General features: G+C 35.6%; 16 protein-coding genes. 11 read left to right on the top strand and 5 right to left on the bottom strand.

Annotation, left to right across the window (positions count from 1 at the left end):
- The first annotated feature begins 1,040 nt into the window (after positions 1-1,040).
- The 3 genes from N0M92_RS25110 to N0M92_RS25120 all read left to right on the top strand — a co-directional run bounded on the left by N0M92_RS25110 (position 1,041) and on the right by N0M92_RS25120 (position 2,566).
- The gene (locus tag N0M92_RS25110; RefSeq protein WP_260288356.1) at positions 1,041-1,340 is read left to right on the top strand and encodes a hypothetical protein; all 300 of its coding nucleotides are present in this window, start codon (positions 1,041-1,043) and stop codon (positions 1,338-1,340) included.
- Between the two features lie 238 nt (positions 1,341-1,578).
- Positions 1,579-1,989, top strand: coding sequence for a hypothetical protein (locus N0M92_RS25115; protein ID WP_260288357.1), 411 nt, complete (start codon positions 1,579-1,581; stop codon positions 1,987-1,989).
- Positions 1,976-2,566, top strand: a complete 591-nt coding sequence (locus tag N0M92_RS25120) for a hypothetical protein (RefSeq protein ID WP_260288358.1) — start codon at positions 1,976-1,978, stop codon at positions 2,564-2,566. Before N0M92_RS25115 ends, N0M92_RS25120 begins: the two co-directional genes overlap by 14 nt.
- 598 nt (positions 2,567-3,164) lie before the next feature.
- Here N0M92_RS25120 and N0M92_RS25125 read toward each other — a convergent pair.
- Both N0M92_RS25125 and N0M92_RS25130 read right to left on the bottom strand, forming a co-directional pair.
- Positions 3,165-4,820, bottom strand: coding sequence for a helix-turn-helix domain-containing protein (locus N0M92_RS25125; protein ID WP_260288359.1), 1,656 nt, complete (start codon positions 4,818-4,820; stop codon positions 3,165-3,167).
- Entirely contained in the window at positions 4,820-5,305 is a 486-nt protein-coding gene (locus N0M92_RS25130) for a hypothetical protein (protein WP_260288360.1), read from the bottom strand. Before N0M92_RS25130 ends, N0M92_RS25125 begins: the two co-directional genes overlap by 1 nt.
- A gap of 1,372 nt (positions 5,306-6,677) precedes the next feature.
- Between N0M92_RS25130 and N0M92_RS25135 the strand changes: the two genes are divergently transcribed.
- The gene (locus N0M92_RS25135) at positions 6,678-7,799 is read left to right on the top strand and encodes a hypothetical protein (protein ID WP_260288361.1); all 1,122 of its coding nucleotides are present in this window, start codon (positions 6,678-6,680) and stop codon (positions 7,797-7,799) included.
- 1,005 nt (positions 7,800-8,804) lie between these two features.
- On the opposite strand, the gene N0M92_RS25140 is transcribed toward N0M92_RS25135, so the two are convergent.
- Positions 8,805-9,707, bottom strand: a complete 903-nt coding sequence (locus N0M92_RS25140) for a hypothetical protein (RefSeq protein ID WP_260288362.1) — start codon at positions 9,705-9,707, stop codon at positions 8,805-8,807.
- Between the two features lie 721 nt (positions 9,708-10,428).
- On the opposite strand from N0M92_RS25140, the gene N0M92_RS25145 reads away from it, so the two are divergent.
- From N0M92_RS25145 to N0M92_RS25170, 7 genes are all read left to right on the top strand, one after another.
- Complete coding sequence (locus N0M92_RS25145) at positions 10,429-11,679, top strand: ParM/StbA family protein (RefSeq protein WP_260288363.1); 1,251 nt, start codon at positions 10,429-10,431, stop codon at positions 11,677-11,679.
- Positions 11,680-11,736: 57 nt separating this feature from the next.
- On the top strand, positions 11,737-12,207 hold the full coding sequence (locus N0M92_RS25150) for a hypothetical protein (RefSeq protein ID WP_260288364.1): 471 nt from the start codon (positions 11,737-11,739) through the stop codon (positions 12,205-12,207).
- Between the two features lie 198 nt (positions 12,208-12,405).
- The gene (locus N0M92_RS25155; protein ID WP_260288365.1) at positions 12,406-12,639 is read left to right on the top strand and encodes a hypothetical protein; all 234 of its coding nucleotides are present in this window, start codon (positions 12,406-12,408) and stop codon (positions 12,637-12,639) included.
- A 46-nt stretch (positions 12,640-12,685) separates the two neighbouring features.
- Positions 12,686-12,844, top strand: coding sequence for a hypothetical protein (locus N0M92_RS29530; protein WP_397443920.1), 159 nt, complete (start codon positions 12,686-12,688; stop codon positions 12,842-12,844).
- A 566-nt stretch (positions 12,845-13,410) separates the two neighbouring features.
- Positions 13,411-13,710 carry a hypothetical protein gene (locus N0M92_RS25160; RefSeq protein ID WP_260288366.1) on the top strand — a complete coding sequence of 100 codons (300 nt, stop codon included), beginning with the start codon at positions 13,411-13,413 and terminating at the stop codon, positions 13,708-13,710.
- On the top strand, positions 13,703-13,873 hold the full coding sequence (locus N0M92_RS25165; RefSeq protein WP_260288367.1) for a hypothetical protein: 171 nt from the start codon (positions 13,703-13,705) through the stop codon (positions 13,871-13,873). The genes N0M92_RS25160 and N0M92_RS25165 overlap by 8 nt, the downstream gene beginning before the upstream one ends.
- A gap of 85 nt (positions 13,874-13,958) precedes the next feature.
- Positions 13,959-14,501, top strand: coding sequence for a hypothetical protein (locus tag N0M92_RS25170; RefSeq protein ID WP_260288368.1), 543 nt, complete (start codon positions 13,959-13,961; stop codon positions 14,499-14,501).
- 532 nt (positions 14,502-15,033) lie between these two features.
- Here N0M92_RS25170 and N0M92_RS25175 read toward each other — a convergent pair.
- Positions 15,034-15,531 carry a hypothetical protein gene (locus tag N0M92_RS25175; RefSeq protein ID WP_260288369.1) on the bottom strand — a complete coding sequence of 166 codons (498 nt, stop codon included), beginning with the start codon at positions 15,529-15,531 and terminating at the stop codon, positions 15,034-15,036.
- Between the two features lie 527 nt (positions 15,532-16,058).
- Entirely contained in the window at positions 16,059-16,394 is a 336-nt protein-coding gene (locus N0M92_RS25180; RefSeq protein ID WP_260288370.1) for a YolD-like family protein, read from the bottom strand.
- Positions 16,395-16,468 lie beyond the last annotated feature (74 nt).

The following is a 16,468-nucleotide window of genomic DNA, read 5'->3' on the forward strand; positions in this document are numbered from 1 at the left end:
TCCAATGATACCTAGCCTTATATGAAGTTCGTGTTCCTCAGACCGGAGGTTTGCCGCTTGCTTCCTTCAGATTCCACGTCACCGTGGACACCCTTGCATTAAGCTAACCACTACTACTGCCTTCATGATTCGGGACTTTCACCCTATAGATTGCACCCATGCCGGGCGCACGAAAAAGCTGCCTTAAAGACAGCTCTGATCTTAAGATAACACTCCTGTTGGTTTTCAATAAGAAAAGCGTCGTAGCTACTTTCTTAAGTAGAAAAAAAAAACTGTCCAATTTTGGGACGGTTCTAAAATGAAATTAGAAATATAACTTTATGTTTCCTAAGTGAACTATAAAAATATATTTATTTTTGAGATTTGAATTGATAAAGTTGATGTTTTCTTTTTTGATTCCTATATGGATTGAGAACTAATAAGAAACAAACAATTACTGCAGCAATCCTTGATTCCAGTACAAGTAGCAATCAGATCTTTCTTTTAATCCCTACAAAAGAGATTTCGTGATTCACATGGCGTTGGGTAGAGTGACAATAAGCATCCATCGTTTTACTGTGTAGTGTTCTTCGCCCATCCTTCCATTCCTTCTCTCTTTAATTCGCCTTTAACCTAGTAACAGATTAACAGTCATTTTATACCCAGTTATTTATGTACGTTAAACGTTTTCTCACACTAAACTAGGAAGAACACAGTCACTAAATTATAGGAAACCCCGTTAACTAACCTCCCTCAATAAAAGCCTATATTCTATCGAGGTCGACTTTAAAATAAATAATTATTTTATGGAACTCTTCCGATAGAGCTCAGATTTTTTCAATATTATAGGGAATAGTTAACAGCAAACATATTTTATTTCATAATTCCAAATGATAATACAATCTAAACTAATCTAATCTATAATTGAATGCCAAAAAACCAGACTAGACTAAACTAATTTAGTTATTGCCAGGATTAACCCATTTTTCTTATAAGATATTTGACCAAGTGTCATTTTAACCAGCAGACGTCCATATACTATTTAAAAAGGAGGAAGGAAAATGGTGTATAGACCTACCGTAAGATACCCGGACGTTTATAAAAATTATATAGAGAATGTCTATAAAGCAACTGATCTAGATCGTAATCAAATTATCCGTTTGGCCTTATTTGTTGCCGCACATTCAAACGAGTATAAAAGTATCCTTCAAAAACATAAAATTGCTGACGTCCCTCTCCCCTGCCCGGATTGGGGGCGGGATGAAGATGGTTGCTGGAAAGATCAAAACTATATTACAAAACAGAATCAAGCCCCATACAAACTCACTGAACAGGGTGGAATCAAGATTATTTTAGGCTAATTATTTCTTTTTAGATTCATTTGTGCTCTTTACGTAATGTAGCGTGGATGCCTTATTAGCAAGCTTTTCAGCCAGTTCTTTTGAAATATCTTTACTCATTTCGTATCACCTCACTTAAAAAAAGCCTTGCCACAATCCCTAGTAAATATACCTCCCTCCACTTTTGGCATAGCGTAACGATGTAACCAACTGACCAACCAACCCAAAGAAAAAGACGATTCTGAAAGGGGAAAACCAAATGGGAAAGGTTAAACATTTGAATCCGGTTCTCTCTTCTTCTAATAAAAAAACGATTGAACCACAAAAAAGAAAAGTTCGTTCGGATAAGCTTCATGACATAAAAATCCCTGTGGACGAACCCATGGACATGATTTTAAGGCGGGAATCCCGACGATACTGGAATGGCTCCAAAACAGCCTTTGGCACGGAAATACTGTTGTTTGGTCTTGAACAGGTGCTCGTATACCCTGACGTCACCTATACAGACCAGCCCTACACGGTCCATTGCAAAGTAGATCACGAAACGTATCAAAGAATAGGCGATTATGCGGCCAGTTGGAAATGCAGCGTTCGAAAAGCAGCACATCGGATATTTATAGAAGCATACAAAAAAAGGCAACTAGGGGGCATAACCGATGGGGAAATATAGCCAAGCCAATCTTATAGATGAAGAATTATCTTTAATCGGATCAACAAACTTTATCGGAAAGCTACTCCATAAAGTAAATAAATCTTCCACCATCTTACTGAGTATAGACGTCCCCTTGAATTTATTTCTAAGAGCAGAAGTTTTCTGCGAAGATATTCAAGACCTATCAGACCTGCATTTCGAACAAAACGATTTGATGAATCTTTTATATAATGACTTTTTGCTATTTGCAAAAAAGAATCCAGACTCAAATGCCATATTCCGATTGCTCACCACATTGGATAAGTATGCTGGTAAAGATTCAAGACTTGAAAAGTATGGGGAATCTGCTTTTAAATTAATCCATAAAGAAAAGAATCAAGAAATAAAAACGTTGAATTTACGCATGAGAAGAAAATACGCCTTACGTGGAGAGATTTTGCTTGCCGATATGGAGGAAGTTCAGCCAGAACATGGTTACACACTAGAAAAGGTATTTGAGCTTCTTTATATAGACTTTATTGATAAATTTCGGAAAGGTGATCATGCGGGTGTCATAGAAAATATCCTGCGCCTGCTTGATGATGAAACCGAATAGAATATACTAAAGGCTAGGGAAAACATTTGAAGGGGAAAATCCATTAATCTCAGATTAAATTTCAAAATATGAACTTATGCATTATGCATTCACAATGCAATTTGCATAGGTAATGAACTTGTATAAGTTTCTCCAAGCTCATTACCTATGCTTTTTGGTGTTCTGCACTAGCCCCCTTCGTTAACCAATAACCTCTCTTCTATCTTTTCACAGTTTGTTGCCGATATGTAACATTAACCTTTTGCGGGAATAATATATTTCGAGCAAGGCAACTTAGTCACCAATAGCACTTTCACCAGTAATCCTTGCTCTCTGCTTCCATCACAAAAATTTTAATGTCCTTAATACTTTTTTGCTTGTTTACTAAACGATAAACGTTCTTTCGTTTCTTGTTTAAAGCATTTACAATCAACCCTTGGAACACACATTTCACCCATTCGAATGCCCTTTTACTCCACATGCAAAATAACAGATGCTTCATACCCCCTGCAAGATTTATGTCAGTGCAAATTAAGATGCATTTATCATTATTTATTGAGATGATGCTCGCATGATAGGGTAAGAAAATCTTCAAAAAAAATAAGCACCGTTTAGATGCTTATTTTGCATTTAACCACTCTTTCATCTTTTCTAAACTAACTGTATATGGGCGTTTAATTAGATTCCTTTCATACCTGGACAAGGTACTATGGGAGATTCCCATTTCTTTAGCCGCCTCAAAAATGCTTAATCCCCGATCCGTTCTTTCCTTATTTATCGTTTCAGGGGAAACTTGCTTTTCTTCAACCATCTCCTTGGTTGCACCAGTTTCCCTGTCCGTCATCCCTTTCAACATAGTTAGAAAATTCTCTGTGTCATAGTCCTGATCCTCAATCAAAAATAAGTCCTGGTCATCTCCCATTCCCGTGATTTCAGTAGGTGGGATGATTTGGACACGTGCCCTCAACCAAGTATTTGCGAACCAATTTCTCTCCTGCTCAATTTGTTTCTCTAGATTTTTTTCCTTATAGCTCCACCCTTTAATGATTCCATCCTGCTGCAGGGTGTCCAATATTTCCTCAAACTGTTCTCTAATCCTTGAACCGTATCGCGGGTTCACGTCTAAATCCATGACTTTTAAAAGCCCTTTGTCTCCCCCAATATGATAAGCCCTAAGATAATCTGCACTCTTCTGGCGAATCCTCCACTGCCAGGACAGGTACCTTGATAACCGTTTATGGTACTTTTGTTTAATTGGATGGTATTCTAGCGTCTTTAATGCAAGCAGCCCACTGCTCCTTTGGGAACCGTATAAGAAGTTTGCGAGCATTTCCCCTGGTCGAATGCTGCATTCATAAATACCAATCGGGTTATCCCCCCGATAGGCTACCGTCACGCTATCCACCAAAAACAAGGGATTAAACTGGACTTGTCCAATTTCTTCAAAATCTCCCTGATCCTCATTAATGAACCTCAAATTCTCTTTTTCAATTCTTATCCATATCGTTGTGAGAGCGGCCAACCTTTTCATGATATCATCACGTTCTTTTTTTCGATAAGACATTTGATATCCGTCTAAATCTTCTTTCCGACCTTGCAATCTCCTTAGATTCAAAGCATCATCCGTATGAAAATGAATCATTTGGTCCTTATGAGTAGCCTGTTGCATCCAAAGAATCGAGACAATATCAAAAATATCCGCGGTTAAGTCATCCATCGACGTGATGGCTTGAGAGGTGAGATTTTTCCATTGTTCGATGGCTACATTGGATTTCATCATCAGATAATCATTTTCTGCCCTCACTTGAGCCGTCGCTTCTAAAGCCCTCTCCGCAATCCTCGCAGTAGGAATATCAGTCGCAATGTCGAATTCATTTTTACTGATGGTCTCCCTTAACTTATGAAATAATAAGGCCGAACCGGACTCAGCAAAATTTTGATTCAACAAGGCATTTATCACTTCCCTGTTGTTTGACTTTGGGGAATGTGCTGAATTCTCTTCTCCTATAATCTGTATGTATGGAAGGACAAAATCTCTAATTTCTTCTATGTAATCATCAACCCATTGTTCCATTTCCTCGAACTTCAATCCATAATTTTTCACCAAGCTATCCAAAATCACAAAAAATGCTTTTAATGTTTGGCTAGGCTGGTAATCATCTTGACCGGACATTAGATGGTTGATATCCATATTCCATTCGACAAAGAGTTGAGGAAAATCCGGGAAAATCGTTTTCATGACATTCAAAAATTTCGTTTGTAGGGGTTGTAACATTATTCTTTAACCCACCCTTCTTTTGTCGATTCTATGTCCTCAAATGAGTACTGTTGGATGTAATCTTGAAAAACAACGGTTTCCAAAATACCCAAATCGTGCAGAAAGCTAACGGACTCAAAAGAAAGGAACTGAACGATCGGATTTTTTTCTAAGATAGCATTTTTCAACTGTTGAATGTCCTTTTCCTGATAAAGGATATAATTTCCCATCTGTTCTTTAATGTCCATAGGGGAATAGATTGTATCTTTGAAAGGTTGATTACGCATACATTCGTAGACCATCTCATCTTTTATATAATAAGTCCTGATACTAAATTCTTTCCCATCCTTAAAAAATTCGATTTGTTTTCGAAACCATATGGGACCACTGTATAAATGGACCACTGGTTTAGGAAGCACGCCACGCAGCTGATAGGTGGAGACCTTCCTCCGATCCCATCCGAGAATTTCCCCCACCTCTTTAACTCCTACTAAAAAATCCATCTGTGTTCCCCTTCTAATCTAGTAATATGGTAATTATGAGTGAGCATTGTTGCTTTTGTCAACACACGGTTCAAACGTGCAACTTTTTTTATTTTTGACGTTTGCTTTCACAATGTGCACAAAACACTTCTTCTCTGTTCACTTGCAATATTTCCCCTTTAAACTAGCGAAGCGCATCCGTTCACCAGAGGGGATGCTTTATCCTTTTGCAAGTAGAACGAAAACAAGCCTAAACAATCACTCCTGTGCAAGTTGGGCACTTAGTTTTTTAAATTGCGCTAGCGTCCGTAAGTATCATGTTTGGTGCCCGTTGATCTATTGGCTGCCTTCTTGGCTTGCGATGCTTCGCAATTCGGAATGCAACTGATAAAAATAAAGCAAAAAAGCAGCCGATTGGATACTTCCATAAAATTGCAACTTATCTTTCCTTTGACGTTTCCTCTCACAATGTGCACAATCCTGATTATTAAACTTCTATTAAAATATAGGTTCTTTACCAAAAGCCTTGCATAAGACTCTCCATCTGGTCAAATAAAAAGGGAATTGACGTTTCCTTTCACACGTTATTGTGCAAGTTTGACGTTTTAGTTCGATTATGAATGGCTTTTTTCATTAGATTGTTGATATACCAGGGATTGCCTCAACCCTAAATGATTAAAGAATGACGTTTCCTTTCACAATGTGCACAGCATTATATGAGATTGCAACTTTTCCTTCATTGGACGTTTGCTCTCACAATGTGCACAATGATAAGGGGATGCAAGTTTCTCTTCCGTTAACAACCTCCCCTAAGCTCGGCTCTTTCTTGCATCTCTCGCTCATCCATTATAAGCTGTGCAACTTTTTCTGGTTTGACGTTTCCTTTCACAATGTGCACAATTCCCCTTTTTTGAACGGAGATTTTTCCAAACATTTTAATCAACCAACCTTTTACACCCCTAAATCACCAACAAAAATTCAGTAAAAATGAAAAGCCCAAACAAAATAGTGCCTAAATTTATCTCTTTTTGTTCTAAAATGAAGAAAAATGACGTTTGCTCTCACACAAACTTGCACACATTTCTGTGCAAGTTTTTTTATTCTTGTCTATTTATGGATGGACTATTTCATGAAAACATTGATATATCAGGATTATTCCTAATGTGCTTATCTATCCATTCATGACGTTTCCTTTCACAACATGCACAAATGGTGTGAAAAAATGACGTTTCCTTTCACACAAAAATTTTTAGTGTTTTTTTCAATCCCTTGCCCCCCAAGGGATGAGCACATGTTGTGCAACTTTGAAATTCCCTTAATAAAGGACAGCATTTCCTGTTTTTCCATTCTGCTATAATTCAAACTAGAAAAATAGACGAGAGGAGGGCCTAAAATGAAAGAATCCAGAATAAGAATCGATGGTTTTAGAATGCATCACGCCATCTTAAAAGAATTCCATTTTCTTCGTGATCAATCATTTGAGCGCCCTCCTGCCTCTGCCTATGTCGTATATATGACCATGTTAAACCAATTACAGGTAGAACAAAACCAACGAGGCATGCTTAAGGAATATAATCTTTCTTACTGGGCAAAGAAACTTGGAATCTCTTATTCTACCCTTTGGGGAGGAAGAAAGTTTTTAGAAGATCATCATTTTGTAAAAGAGGAAATCCACGAAGGGTTACCTGTTATCAGGTTAAAAGATGTTGATAAGTATAATACACCTGAACTTAATGGAGTATCTCTCAACTACCTAATCATACCGCATGCCCTTTTTGAAACGAATATTTTAGCTGAATTCGTACGTACCTCGAACCCGGAAGGGATCGAACTTCTCTTATCCTTACTTAACCAGTTCCGGACTGGTCTGTCTTTCAGCAAGACAGGTGAAATGGAGAAAATAAAACAAGAACGGACAATGAAGACACTTAAACTTCAACTAAACAAAAATGCAAAAGGGGTTCGTAAAACTTTAAGCGTTTTAGAGGCTCTTTTTTCCATCGAATTCACAGGGATAGAGATTCGTGGCAAGCAAATTTGGATTAAAAAAGCCACCTTTTTCTTGAAGCCGGAATGTGTGGAAGAAAACACGGATGAATTCAATGTCCACTCACTCATGGCGAAACTATCAAATGAGCTCACCTACTTCTTTGATGGACATCAAATTAAATTTAAACCAAGAGACCAAATCGATGTCATGATTTCCTTTAAGCAAGAAGTAATGAATAAACTGAACTATCTTATGGATGAGGACGATGAAAGCTTTACCATACGTGATCGATTCATGAAAACCTTCTTTTTACAAACCATGGATCAGATAGGCCTTCATATACATACAGAAAAACAACGAAAAGGTTCTTTCCATTTCTACTCGATTGGTGCCTTTTTCAGAATGGCCTTTAGAAAGTATCTTCCTGGTGCCTTAAAAAAGATTCCGTATGAATTAATTCATGAAGCCAAAATCAGAGAGTACACTAAAACCGGCCAAACACCAGAGCTACACGGTGTAATTTAATAGCTTAATCCAGCCTTGTGAAAAAATAAGACATTCACAGGGCTATTCGAATAGACGCAAAAAAACGATTGACCTATTTCCTTCAAACAAAAGTCTTTCCTTCCCTCTTCTGTCACGAATTCTGGCAGAATTTTCGAGAAGGATTATTTTTTTATGCTTAATGGCTTCCGGATGTAGGCTTGTGAATTAGTGAATATTAAAAATCCCTTCCTGTGAATATGTTAATAGTTAAAAAAAAGGCCTGTGTATATGTGACTTTATTTACATTCTAAATGTGGGAAAGTGGAAACTCTGTTAAAACGACTCTTAAAAATGGCTAGAACCCTTGTCCCTCAAGGGATATACCTAACAATAGAAATATGCCTATTAAATCTGTTTCTTTTATTAAATCTGTTTTCTCTTATTAAATATGCCTATTTATTAAATTTGTTTATTTACGAAATAAATCACTTCAAACAGAATTTAAAATAATAGATTAGTAAGAATCATATATTCCCTGTAAAACAATGAGACTTTCAATCATTAGAAAACAATCAGTCACATTAGATAAATTAAAGTACATTTATTATAAGATATATACAATCAACAGAAGAACCATCCAATCAGTTGGGGCAAACTTAAAACGACCACTATGAAAATTCAGCATTAGTGAAAGGAGCAGCATTATATAAAGCTTTTCACTAAATCAATTTTCACCCAAAATTTTGCAAGCCCTACCTTAAAAATGAAAAGATTTTGTAAAAAAAGACCACCCAAGCCGGTGGTCTAAACTTCTATCCTATTCCTGCATTCAACCTACTTAACTAAGGGGCAAGGACCTATTTCCCCTTTTACCTGCTACAAAGCTTAGAGAGCTCATATAGAAGCCATGGACATCATTGTTCTTCATAAAGCAAAAAGATACTCTTATTCCACATTTGAATCTACAAAAAGAAATGGTAATTCCATCTTCCAGTAAGCTCCTACCTATAAAAGATCACATAGACAAAAAATAAAAAAGAACTATTAATCCTCCATCGTTTGTTCTAGTACTTCCCTTTCATTTGTTAAAAGTGCTGTTTCGGATTTTAACCTTTTTTCTAAAGCAAGTGATTCTTCTTCCATTTGACTGATCTTCTGCCTTATTGAATTAATTTCTTCAATGAATTCCATTTCTATATGGTCGGCTTTTATATCCCTTTCATCCACTTGTATGTCAGATTCTATATTGAGAGTATCTTCTGTACTCTTTTTTGCAAAGAAAGAGAAAAATCCAGTATTTTTCTTTTGCTCCAAACTTTTTCGTAACACAATAGCTGCTTGTCTATCCATTTTTCGATTTAACCGATGATACTTAATCTTTTCTTCTAAAACTTCAATTTGTCTCTGTCTATCAGCTATTCCAGTTCTCCTTCTCAGCAGTTCCACTTCAATTAGATTGATTGTGTTTTGTAGCGTGAAGGTTCTCATCATGACATTTTGCCTTCTATCAAATTCCGAGAATAATTGATCTAAGGTATCCTCATTATATTTACTCCCTTTTGCTTTCCCACCATTTTGTTGAGGAATCGATTTTAGCGATAACTTAACTTGAATATCAGAAATCGTTTCTCCCCTCTCAATGGACAGTAAAGTCATATGGAGTTTAAAAACAGTGAGAAATGGCAATCGCTTCTTTCTACCTTCTACATAAATCTCTAAGTATCCCTCTAGCATCCTAACGTAATACCTTAACGTCGAATTAGCGATATTAAAGATCTTATCGGAACAATCGGTGGTTGAATACATGGCATTCGGATCCAACTCTAGAATATCCTCTTTAAATAATTTGGCACTGTATTCCTTATCAAGCACCAATGAAGTGAATAAAGCATCATCACGAAGTGCTTCTGTAATGAAATCCTTGTTTGCCTGGACTCTGTTTGTCACGATAACCCTCCTCTTAACGCTGGTTTAACTATAGCTTATTTTATCAACCTATCGCTAAGCGTCAATTTATCTTTATCTATAGTTTACCTACTAGATAAAGACTAATCAACTAGGTTTGTTTGCTTTAATAGAAATAATGAATGAATTTGATCTATTATAATCTAGATTAGACTAATTCAGTACAGTAAAAACAACTAAACTAGTCTAATCTAGTTTGGATTCTGTATAAATTTTTTCTGCATTTTTGGTGATACATAACCAAAAACATTAATCTGATGGTAGAATGCAAGCAACAAAACGATCATATTAGCGTTAATTTGAGGATGAGTACTAAATATCGATTCAAACTAATCTAGATTAGATGAACTAGACTAGATTAGTTTATGGATAAATACGCTTTACTCCAACGCTAAACAACCGATAACGTTAATTTGACGATAATAATCAATAACAAGAAATGAATTAGCGATAAATTGCGGGTAATTATCGGCTGATTATTGAAGTTAAAAAAGCGATAACGTCAAATTACCGACAATTATACGATAGGAATACTGAAAAATGTTTGGTAAGCGATGAGGTAACGCTTATTTAACGGCGTGGTTACAGCGTCAGAATACCGATAACGTTAAATTAGCGCTAATTTCCCGTTGACTTTAACAAGGATTCTCGATATATTTGATAGTAAGTAGACTAAACTAGATTAGTCCGAAGGAGGAAGACCATGACAAAACTTGATTTTTTATTTAAAGAGGATTATTTAATTGCAGGAGTGGATAGTGGGAACATTTCTAATAAAATTACGTATATCGATCAAAAAGGAAACGTTGTTTCACTAAATATCGCAAGTATTATCGGAGAAAATGCGGAAACGACTGCCGAAGATATGCCAGATGAAAGCGCAGATAAATCTTTCCCTGATGATATGATCCTTCATTTACATATTAAAAGCAAAGCCTTACCAAAAAATCGGACAAATGCTTATTATACGGTAGGGGAATATGCTCAAATTTCAACAAATGACAAAAATAATTTAAGGGAAACAAGCAGTGATGCAAGAGATAAATTAGGGAATGAAATACATGTTGTAACCACTTTAGCGGGATTAGCCTTAGCTGCTTGGAAATCGGGTAAGGGCAATAGGGTAGACGTTCCGTTGAGTTTTGGGCTTCCAATAGAAGAGGCCAAACAGGCGTCTTCCGAAAAAATCAACTTATATATGGGTGAGCATGAAATCACGGCAATAAAAGGACCTTATAAAGGCAAAACCATAACCATTAACATTACGGGTGTTCAGCTGAATGTGGAGGGCGTAACGAGCTACTTAGCATTAGCTTTTGATTTAGTGGATGGGGAAGTGATGGAAACTGAATTTTCATCACAAATCCATGATGAATTCGCCATAGCCGATTTGGGAGCCGGAACATTGGATTTAGCTCTTTATGATGAAAATGGTTTAAATTCAACTAAATCTACAAACCATTTGATAGGTACAAATAAATACATTGATTTAATCATGAAAGAAGCAGCTGAACTAAAGGAATTCGACAGCATAAGGGCTCGTTTTGAAAGGGTGAATAAAACGCCCAAAATTTCGTTTACACGCGAAGAATTCATGAGGAAGTTCATCAAGCCAGAAATCGATAAAATGGTTAAAAAGCCAAAATATTCTCCTGCCTTTAAAGCGACATGGCAGTCCAAAACAGCCGATATCACCGGAATCGTGGAGAAATATACAAGTCAATATGCCGAAGAAGTGAAAGATAAAGTCATCCGGTATTTTGTTGATACAAACGTTGGGCAAATGATTATCGTCGGGGGAGGGCTGCTTTTCGCCTACCAATATCTAGCGGAACTTAAAGATGAAGATTGTCTATTTCCTCCAAATATCGATCAAGCCAGTTTCTTTACAAGTAAGGCATATCTCTTGAAAAATATCATTGCTGAAATTGAAAAGCAATCAATTGAAGCATAAAAAATCAAGAGTAAGAGCAGTATCTTCTTTTAGTTGTGATACAAGGTGGTGGTAACGTTGTCCAATAGAAAAATCACTCCAGGTCGGGGCATTCAATATACCCCAAAAACTTCAATAAAATGGGCTAATGAATTTAATGAGATGGTAGACAGCTTTAAAAGTAGAAATGAACTTATTAGCGCGCTTATTGAAGATGGATTAAAGGTTCGGAATGGATCTTATAAAGAACAAGGTATTTACCTTCCACTAGACAACTTTGCGAATGATCAATTAGCACTTTTGAAAACGGAGGAAGGGCAAAGGATTCTTTATAATATCGTTTCTTTGATTGTAGGGAATCCCGAAGGAACAGTGCTTGCCCAGCAAATGGTGCAGCCGGTACCCCAGAAAAGTAAGCCATCTTCCTCTCCACTGGTTCCTGAAGCGCCATTGAATGATGAAGAAGATACTCAGGAAGGTAAGGGTCAATCCAACGAAGCCCTTTCTAAACTATTGAAGTTGGGGAAGATGACCAATTTAAAGGGATAAACATTTTTAATAATAAGCTCAGATATATGTAAGAGGCTGATTCAAAAGGTCGTTGAATAACGACAAATTTGAATCAGTCTCTTTTTTTCTTAATTTTTCACCCAAATCAAATGGAAAGAGCCCTTTATAACTGGGAATTTTATAAGATGTGATCGTAAGAACAAAATAATACGTCATTATAAACGGGTATTGGCATTAATGATTGAAGAGTTTTGCGCAGATTTGCAAGCAAATGGCCCTGTACGCTTTTTTAGAGTTCCAAATAGTGATGAAAGTCCTGTCGTTTATCAATCCAATGATCGTACGGCTTTTAGTGAATTATGTGATTGGTATTCAATTGAAGTGGAAAGAAGAAGCCAGGAACGATTAACGTGTTTTATTAATCCTGGATTTAACTTATTCTCACACCTAGCATTAAAAGAAACTTCTTAATGGTGTACATAAAGGAAATAGAGATAATGCTTGTTATACTCTTGCTTTGACTTATAAATCAGTAGGAAAAAGTGAAGAAGAAACAGAAAAGAAGTTACAAAAGTGGAATTTGAAAAATAATCCACCTTTGAGTTTTATTCAAGTACAAAAAAAGTCCAAAGTGCATTTTAACCTGGTTCACCAGCTGGACCAAGTGCTAAATTAATAACAAAATTATCGGGAATTTCTTTTATCTTATCAAGTTATGCAGCCAAAGAAGGACCGTACTGACCGTAAATACAGTCATTATGATGAATGGGAACAGGATGTATTAGCTTATATTCGGAACAGAAATGGGGCTATTTCAGGCTCTCAACGTATGCTATCGGAACTTATTTGTTCATCTGCAAACCCTAAGAAAAAATCTCCTATTCTACATTTAAAATTGTTATTAAAAGACTTATAGATAGAATAAAATCGTTAAGATCGTTGATGGGAAAGGGCGTGGCGCTATTACGACCTACTATATTCAAGATCAAATACAAGCCCAAGAACAGGCTGCTATGACTTTGGATGATGAGGTTACTAATGACTTTTCTATTAATGGGCTAGATTCATATACACCTATAGATGAGGTGGCGGGTGGGGTCACACCTTGTTTACCTGATTCTGGATGTACTTTAGCAACTACTCCTACTAGTATACTGGCTACTACGTCTTCGTCTTTTATTGCTGCACCTGCTAATGTGCCTGATCATTTCATTAGTGCACTTTGGGATCGTGGTTTTACTGATGGGCGGTTTGTTTTTGGTCCTTGGGGAAAAGTACAGTTGGCTTTTAAGACGTTTAGTATACCTTTTAAGGCTATTGCTTCGAATTCTGACTTTATGGGACTTAGTGATTGCGGCTGTTGGTGTAACCTGTGAAGAAAAAGGTAGAAGGGACGATGGTACTTTTCATGGGCAGGAGACTTTCAACAAATATCTATTTGGCGTTGTAAAGGGATTAGTACATTATTTTAGGAAAGATAGTTTAGATGCATTTATATTAGAAATTGAGGGTGCTTCCAAAGGATGGTTTAGAAATGCGTAGGTTAGAGATTCAGGAAAAGTTAAGATTTAATTATGTAGATTCTAAGTTTCTGGAAGACATGCTTTTGGAGATTGATCTAGAATATTCGGCACGTATAAGACGTGAAGCAACTAAAGAAAAAAATGTTTTTAGTTATTTTAGGGATTATTTGAGTTTGGATTGATTTTATTCTGAAAAGTAACTCCAAGTTTAATTAGTGTCAGGAAATTGCGGGTTTACAAATTAGCTACCTCTGTATTAAGGAAAGGATGGTAACAATAAAAAAGGATAACCAATTAAGCTTGGAAGTTCATGTAAACCAGATAAAAGAAGATGTTAAAAAAGGAGAGTTGGTACTTGAGCATGAAATATTTTTAAAACTTAAAAAAGAAGTTGGTTTTAAGGAAGAATACGAAGGATACGAAAAATTGTTGGATATCATTAAAGATAATGAAGAAAATAACATTTGTCGATTGTCAAAAAAGAAAATATCCGAATTATATGGGATGTCCTATACCAGCACTCTTAATAAGATGAATTTTTTGGTTCGTTACGATTTGATAAGGCAAGTTGATGGTGGGTTCGTTAGGACAGAGGAAAAACTAAACAATGCCATTCCATTTTTTATTATGCCAAAAATTCTAGCCTTAAAAATATTGAGACCCGACTTACGTACACGTGAACGTAAAAATTACAAAAAACAAGCAGAGATTCTTTCAGTCTCTTTAAGAGAAATTCAAGTCGCTGACGGGTTCATCAACTATGTAATAGGTCACCCTGAATGCAGTTTGTATCAATATGGTCTAATCTAGTGATACAAACTGCATATGAAGTATAACAAGGCTTCTTAGTGTCCCAAATAACTTGTCTCAAAACGCTTATCATTGATTAAATCGTAGATAATCTACTTAGTAGTGCAGTTTAACGTTGTAAATCCACATTTCCTGATGCTACTCCATTTACAAAATAACCCTGAATAATTTTAAAAAATAAAAACCTTGTCGACAATTGAGTATAAAACATTAACTAAAATAAATGTAAATTAGTAACTAATATATTATATTACTTGTAATAGATGATTATAAAATATTTATATAATAGTTTATAGGAGGTAACCAGATGGCAAGAAGTACTAACCAGTCCCTGGGTAAGCTATTTGATCAAAAAGAAAAAAGAGCCAGAGTTATGAACTGCACCCCAATTGTTAGATGTTGTCTAACAATTGGGGTGCAGTTCATGCTTTGCAGCTCTTTTTCTGATTGAACTAATTGGGCAAGTTAGTACAAAAAGGACCATTATATATGGATAAAATACATCAAATAAAGAACAGGCTAGGCCCGGTCTTTATTTGATGTGAAGTTTTTCAAAATATAAATTCTGACTACTGCTTATTTGAGGACTACATCCAGACATACTTCCTTGTACGGAATCTATTTGTATAGATGAATAAGGGCTATCAATATATACCTTTGTATGTTTTGACCATTCATCATCACTTCGTCCGATTTTGTATTCTCCTATTAGCTCAACAATTTCATGATAGAGCTTTAACATATCTAAGCAATAAAGTGCAAATTCATCTTTTGACATTCCATCAACTGTTTTTATTCTGTTTCTTATTTCATCAACAGGTAGTTCTGAGGTTCTACCGTTATCCATTTTAAAATTACAATCCAGATTCAATGTTTGTATGTGAATGATTTGTCCTTTCCATTTTATGGACATTACACGTTCGTAAGTATATATGTAGAATATTTTTTTACGCTCCATTTTGTTTTCTACATATTCAACCTCAAACATTTTACCGAGACTTTCTATATCTGTTCTTTTAATTTCTATCAAGAAAAATTCCACCTCAAATACCCATTATACATTAAAAGTAAAGAATAGGGCTTAGAACCCAATTCTATAATGGTAAACTATCATCAGGAACTTCACTGATAGACCTCTACAGTAAAATTAAAAGGATGATAACCCACAATAACAAAGATAAATGCAACACAGGACACCCTAGCGACAAGCAGTAGTAAATTTAACGGATGATGAGAATAAAAAATGTGCTTTTAAGTAAAAAGGAGAGCCATATTTTGGCTCCTTTTAATATTCCGTTGCAATTTTTATGTAAATCAAAATAATATTATGTTAATTTGTGTTACTATTTACCTAAAAAGAGGTGCTTCAATGGATATAATAATTACTTTGTATAATGCACTTGGACAATTAATAGATGATTATTACAAATGCGATGATTTAACAGTTAAAGAAAAAATACAATGTGAGATCATTTTGTTAATAGACGTTATATTAAATTGTGATTAATCATTAGATAATCATTACAAATGATATTCTTCTTAAATCCCTTTTAGTGTTTATTCATGAACCATTATATCTAAGAGATCGGAAAAGAAAATTTTAAGAAAGGTTTGATCTTCAAGCTCAAATGTACTTCCTTTATTAATTGGTTCCAGGTAAACAAAAAAACCTTTTATACTTTTCGGAAAACCATCACTATACAAAGTTATGGTAACAGGCAAAATAAACTCCATTGAATAATTAATCTTATCTTCTATGTCTTGGATTTGGTACTCATCCAGAATGGGTTTAGATTCCCTATAGTAGTCTTGATTAACTTGCTTATGCAATTTTTTCAGTTTAGGGAGCATTAATGCTGGCTGCCACTTTAAGATTCCTCTATCTATATTCATCGAATCACTCTCCTAATTCTATTTTACGCAAACGAACGTTCCTATTAAAGACTCTAAATTTGGATAGGGAATAT

Origin of the sequence: Peribacillus aracenensis, from assembly GCF_025175645.1 — a bacterium.
GTDB lineage: Bacteria > Bacillota > Bacilli > Bacillales > DSM-1321 > Peribacillus > Peribacillus aracenensis.

Excerpts from the sequence above, each read along its gene's own strand:
- N0M92_RS25110 (WP_260288356.1), top strand. The coding sequence starts at position 1,041 with ATGGTGTATAGACCTACCGTAAGATACCCGGACGTTTATAAAAATTAT.
- N0M92_RS25115 (WP_260288357.1), top strand. The coding sequence starts at position 1,579 with ATGGGAAAGGTTAAACATTTGAATCCGGTTCTCTCTTCTTCTAATAAA.
- N0M92_RS25120 (WP_260288358.1), top strand. The coding sequence starts at position 1,976 with ATGGGGAAATATAGCCAAGCCAATCTTATAGATGAAGAATTATCTTTA.
- N0M92_RS25125 (WP_260288359.1), bottom strand. The coding sequence starts at position 4,820 with ATGTTACAACCCCTACAAACGAAATTTTTGAATGTCATGAAAACGATT.
- N0M92_RS25130 (WP_260288360.1), bottom strand. The coding sequence starts at position 5,305 with ATGGATTTTTTAGTAGGAGTTAAAGAGGTGGGGGAAATTCTCGGATGG.
- N0M92_RS25135 (WP_260288361.1), top strand. The coding sequence starts at position 6,678 with ATGAAAGAATCCAGAATAAGAATCGATGGTTTTAGAATGCATCACGCC.
- N0M92_RS25145 (WP_260288363.1), top strand. The coding sequence starts at position 10,429 with ATGACAAAACTTGATTTTTTATTTAAAGAGGATTATTTAATTGCAGGA.
- N0M92_RS25155 (WP_260288365.1), top strand. The coding sequence starts at position 12,406 with ATGATTGAAGAGTTTTGCGCAGATTTGCAAGCAAATGGCCCTGTACGC.
- N0M92_RS25160 (WP_260288366.1), top strand. The coding sequence starts at position 13,411 with ATGGGCGGTTTGTTTTTGGTCCTTGGGGAAAAGTACAGTTGGCTTTTA.
- N0M92_RS25165 (WP_260288367.1), top strand. The coding sequence starts at position 13,703 with ATGCGTAGGTTAGAGATTCAGGAAAAGTTAAGATTTAATTATGTAGAT.
- N0M92_RS25170 (WP_260288368.1), top strand. The coding sequence starts at position 13,959 with ATGGTAACAATAAAAAAGGATAACCAATTAAGCTTGGAAGTTCATGTA.
- N0M92_RS25180 (WP_260288370.1), bottom strand. The coding sequence starts at position 16,394 with ATGAATATAGATAGAGGAATCTTAAAGTGGCAGCCAGCATTAATGCTC.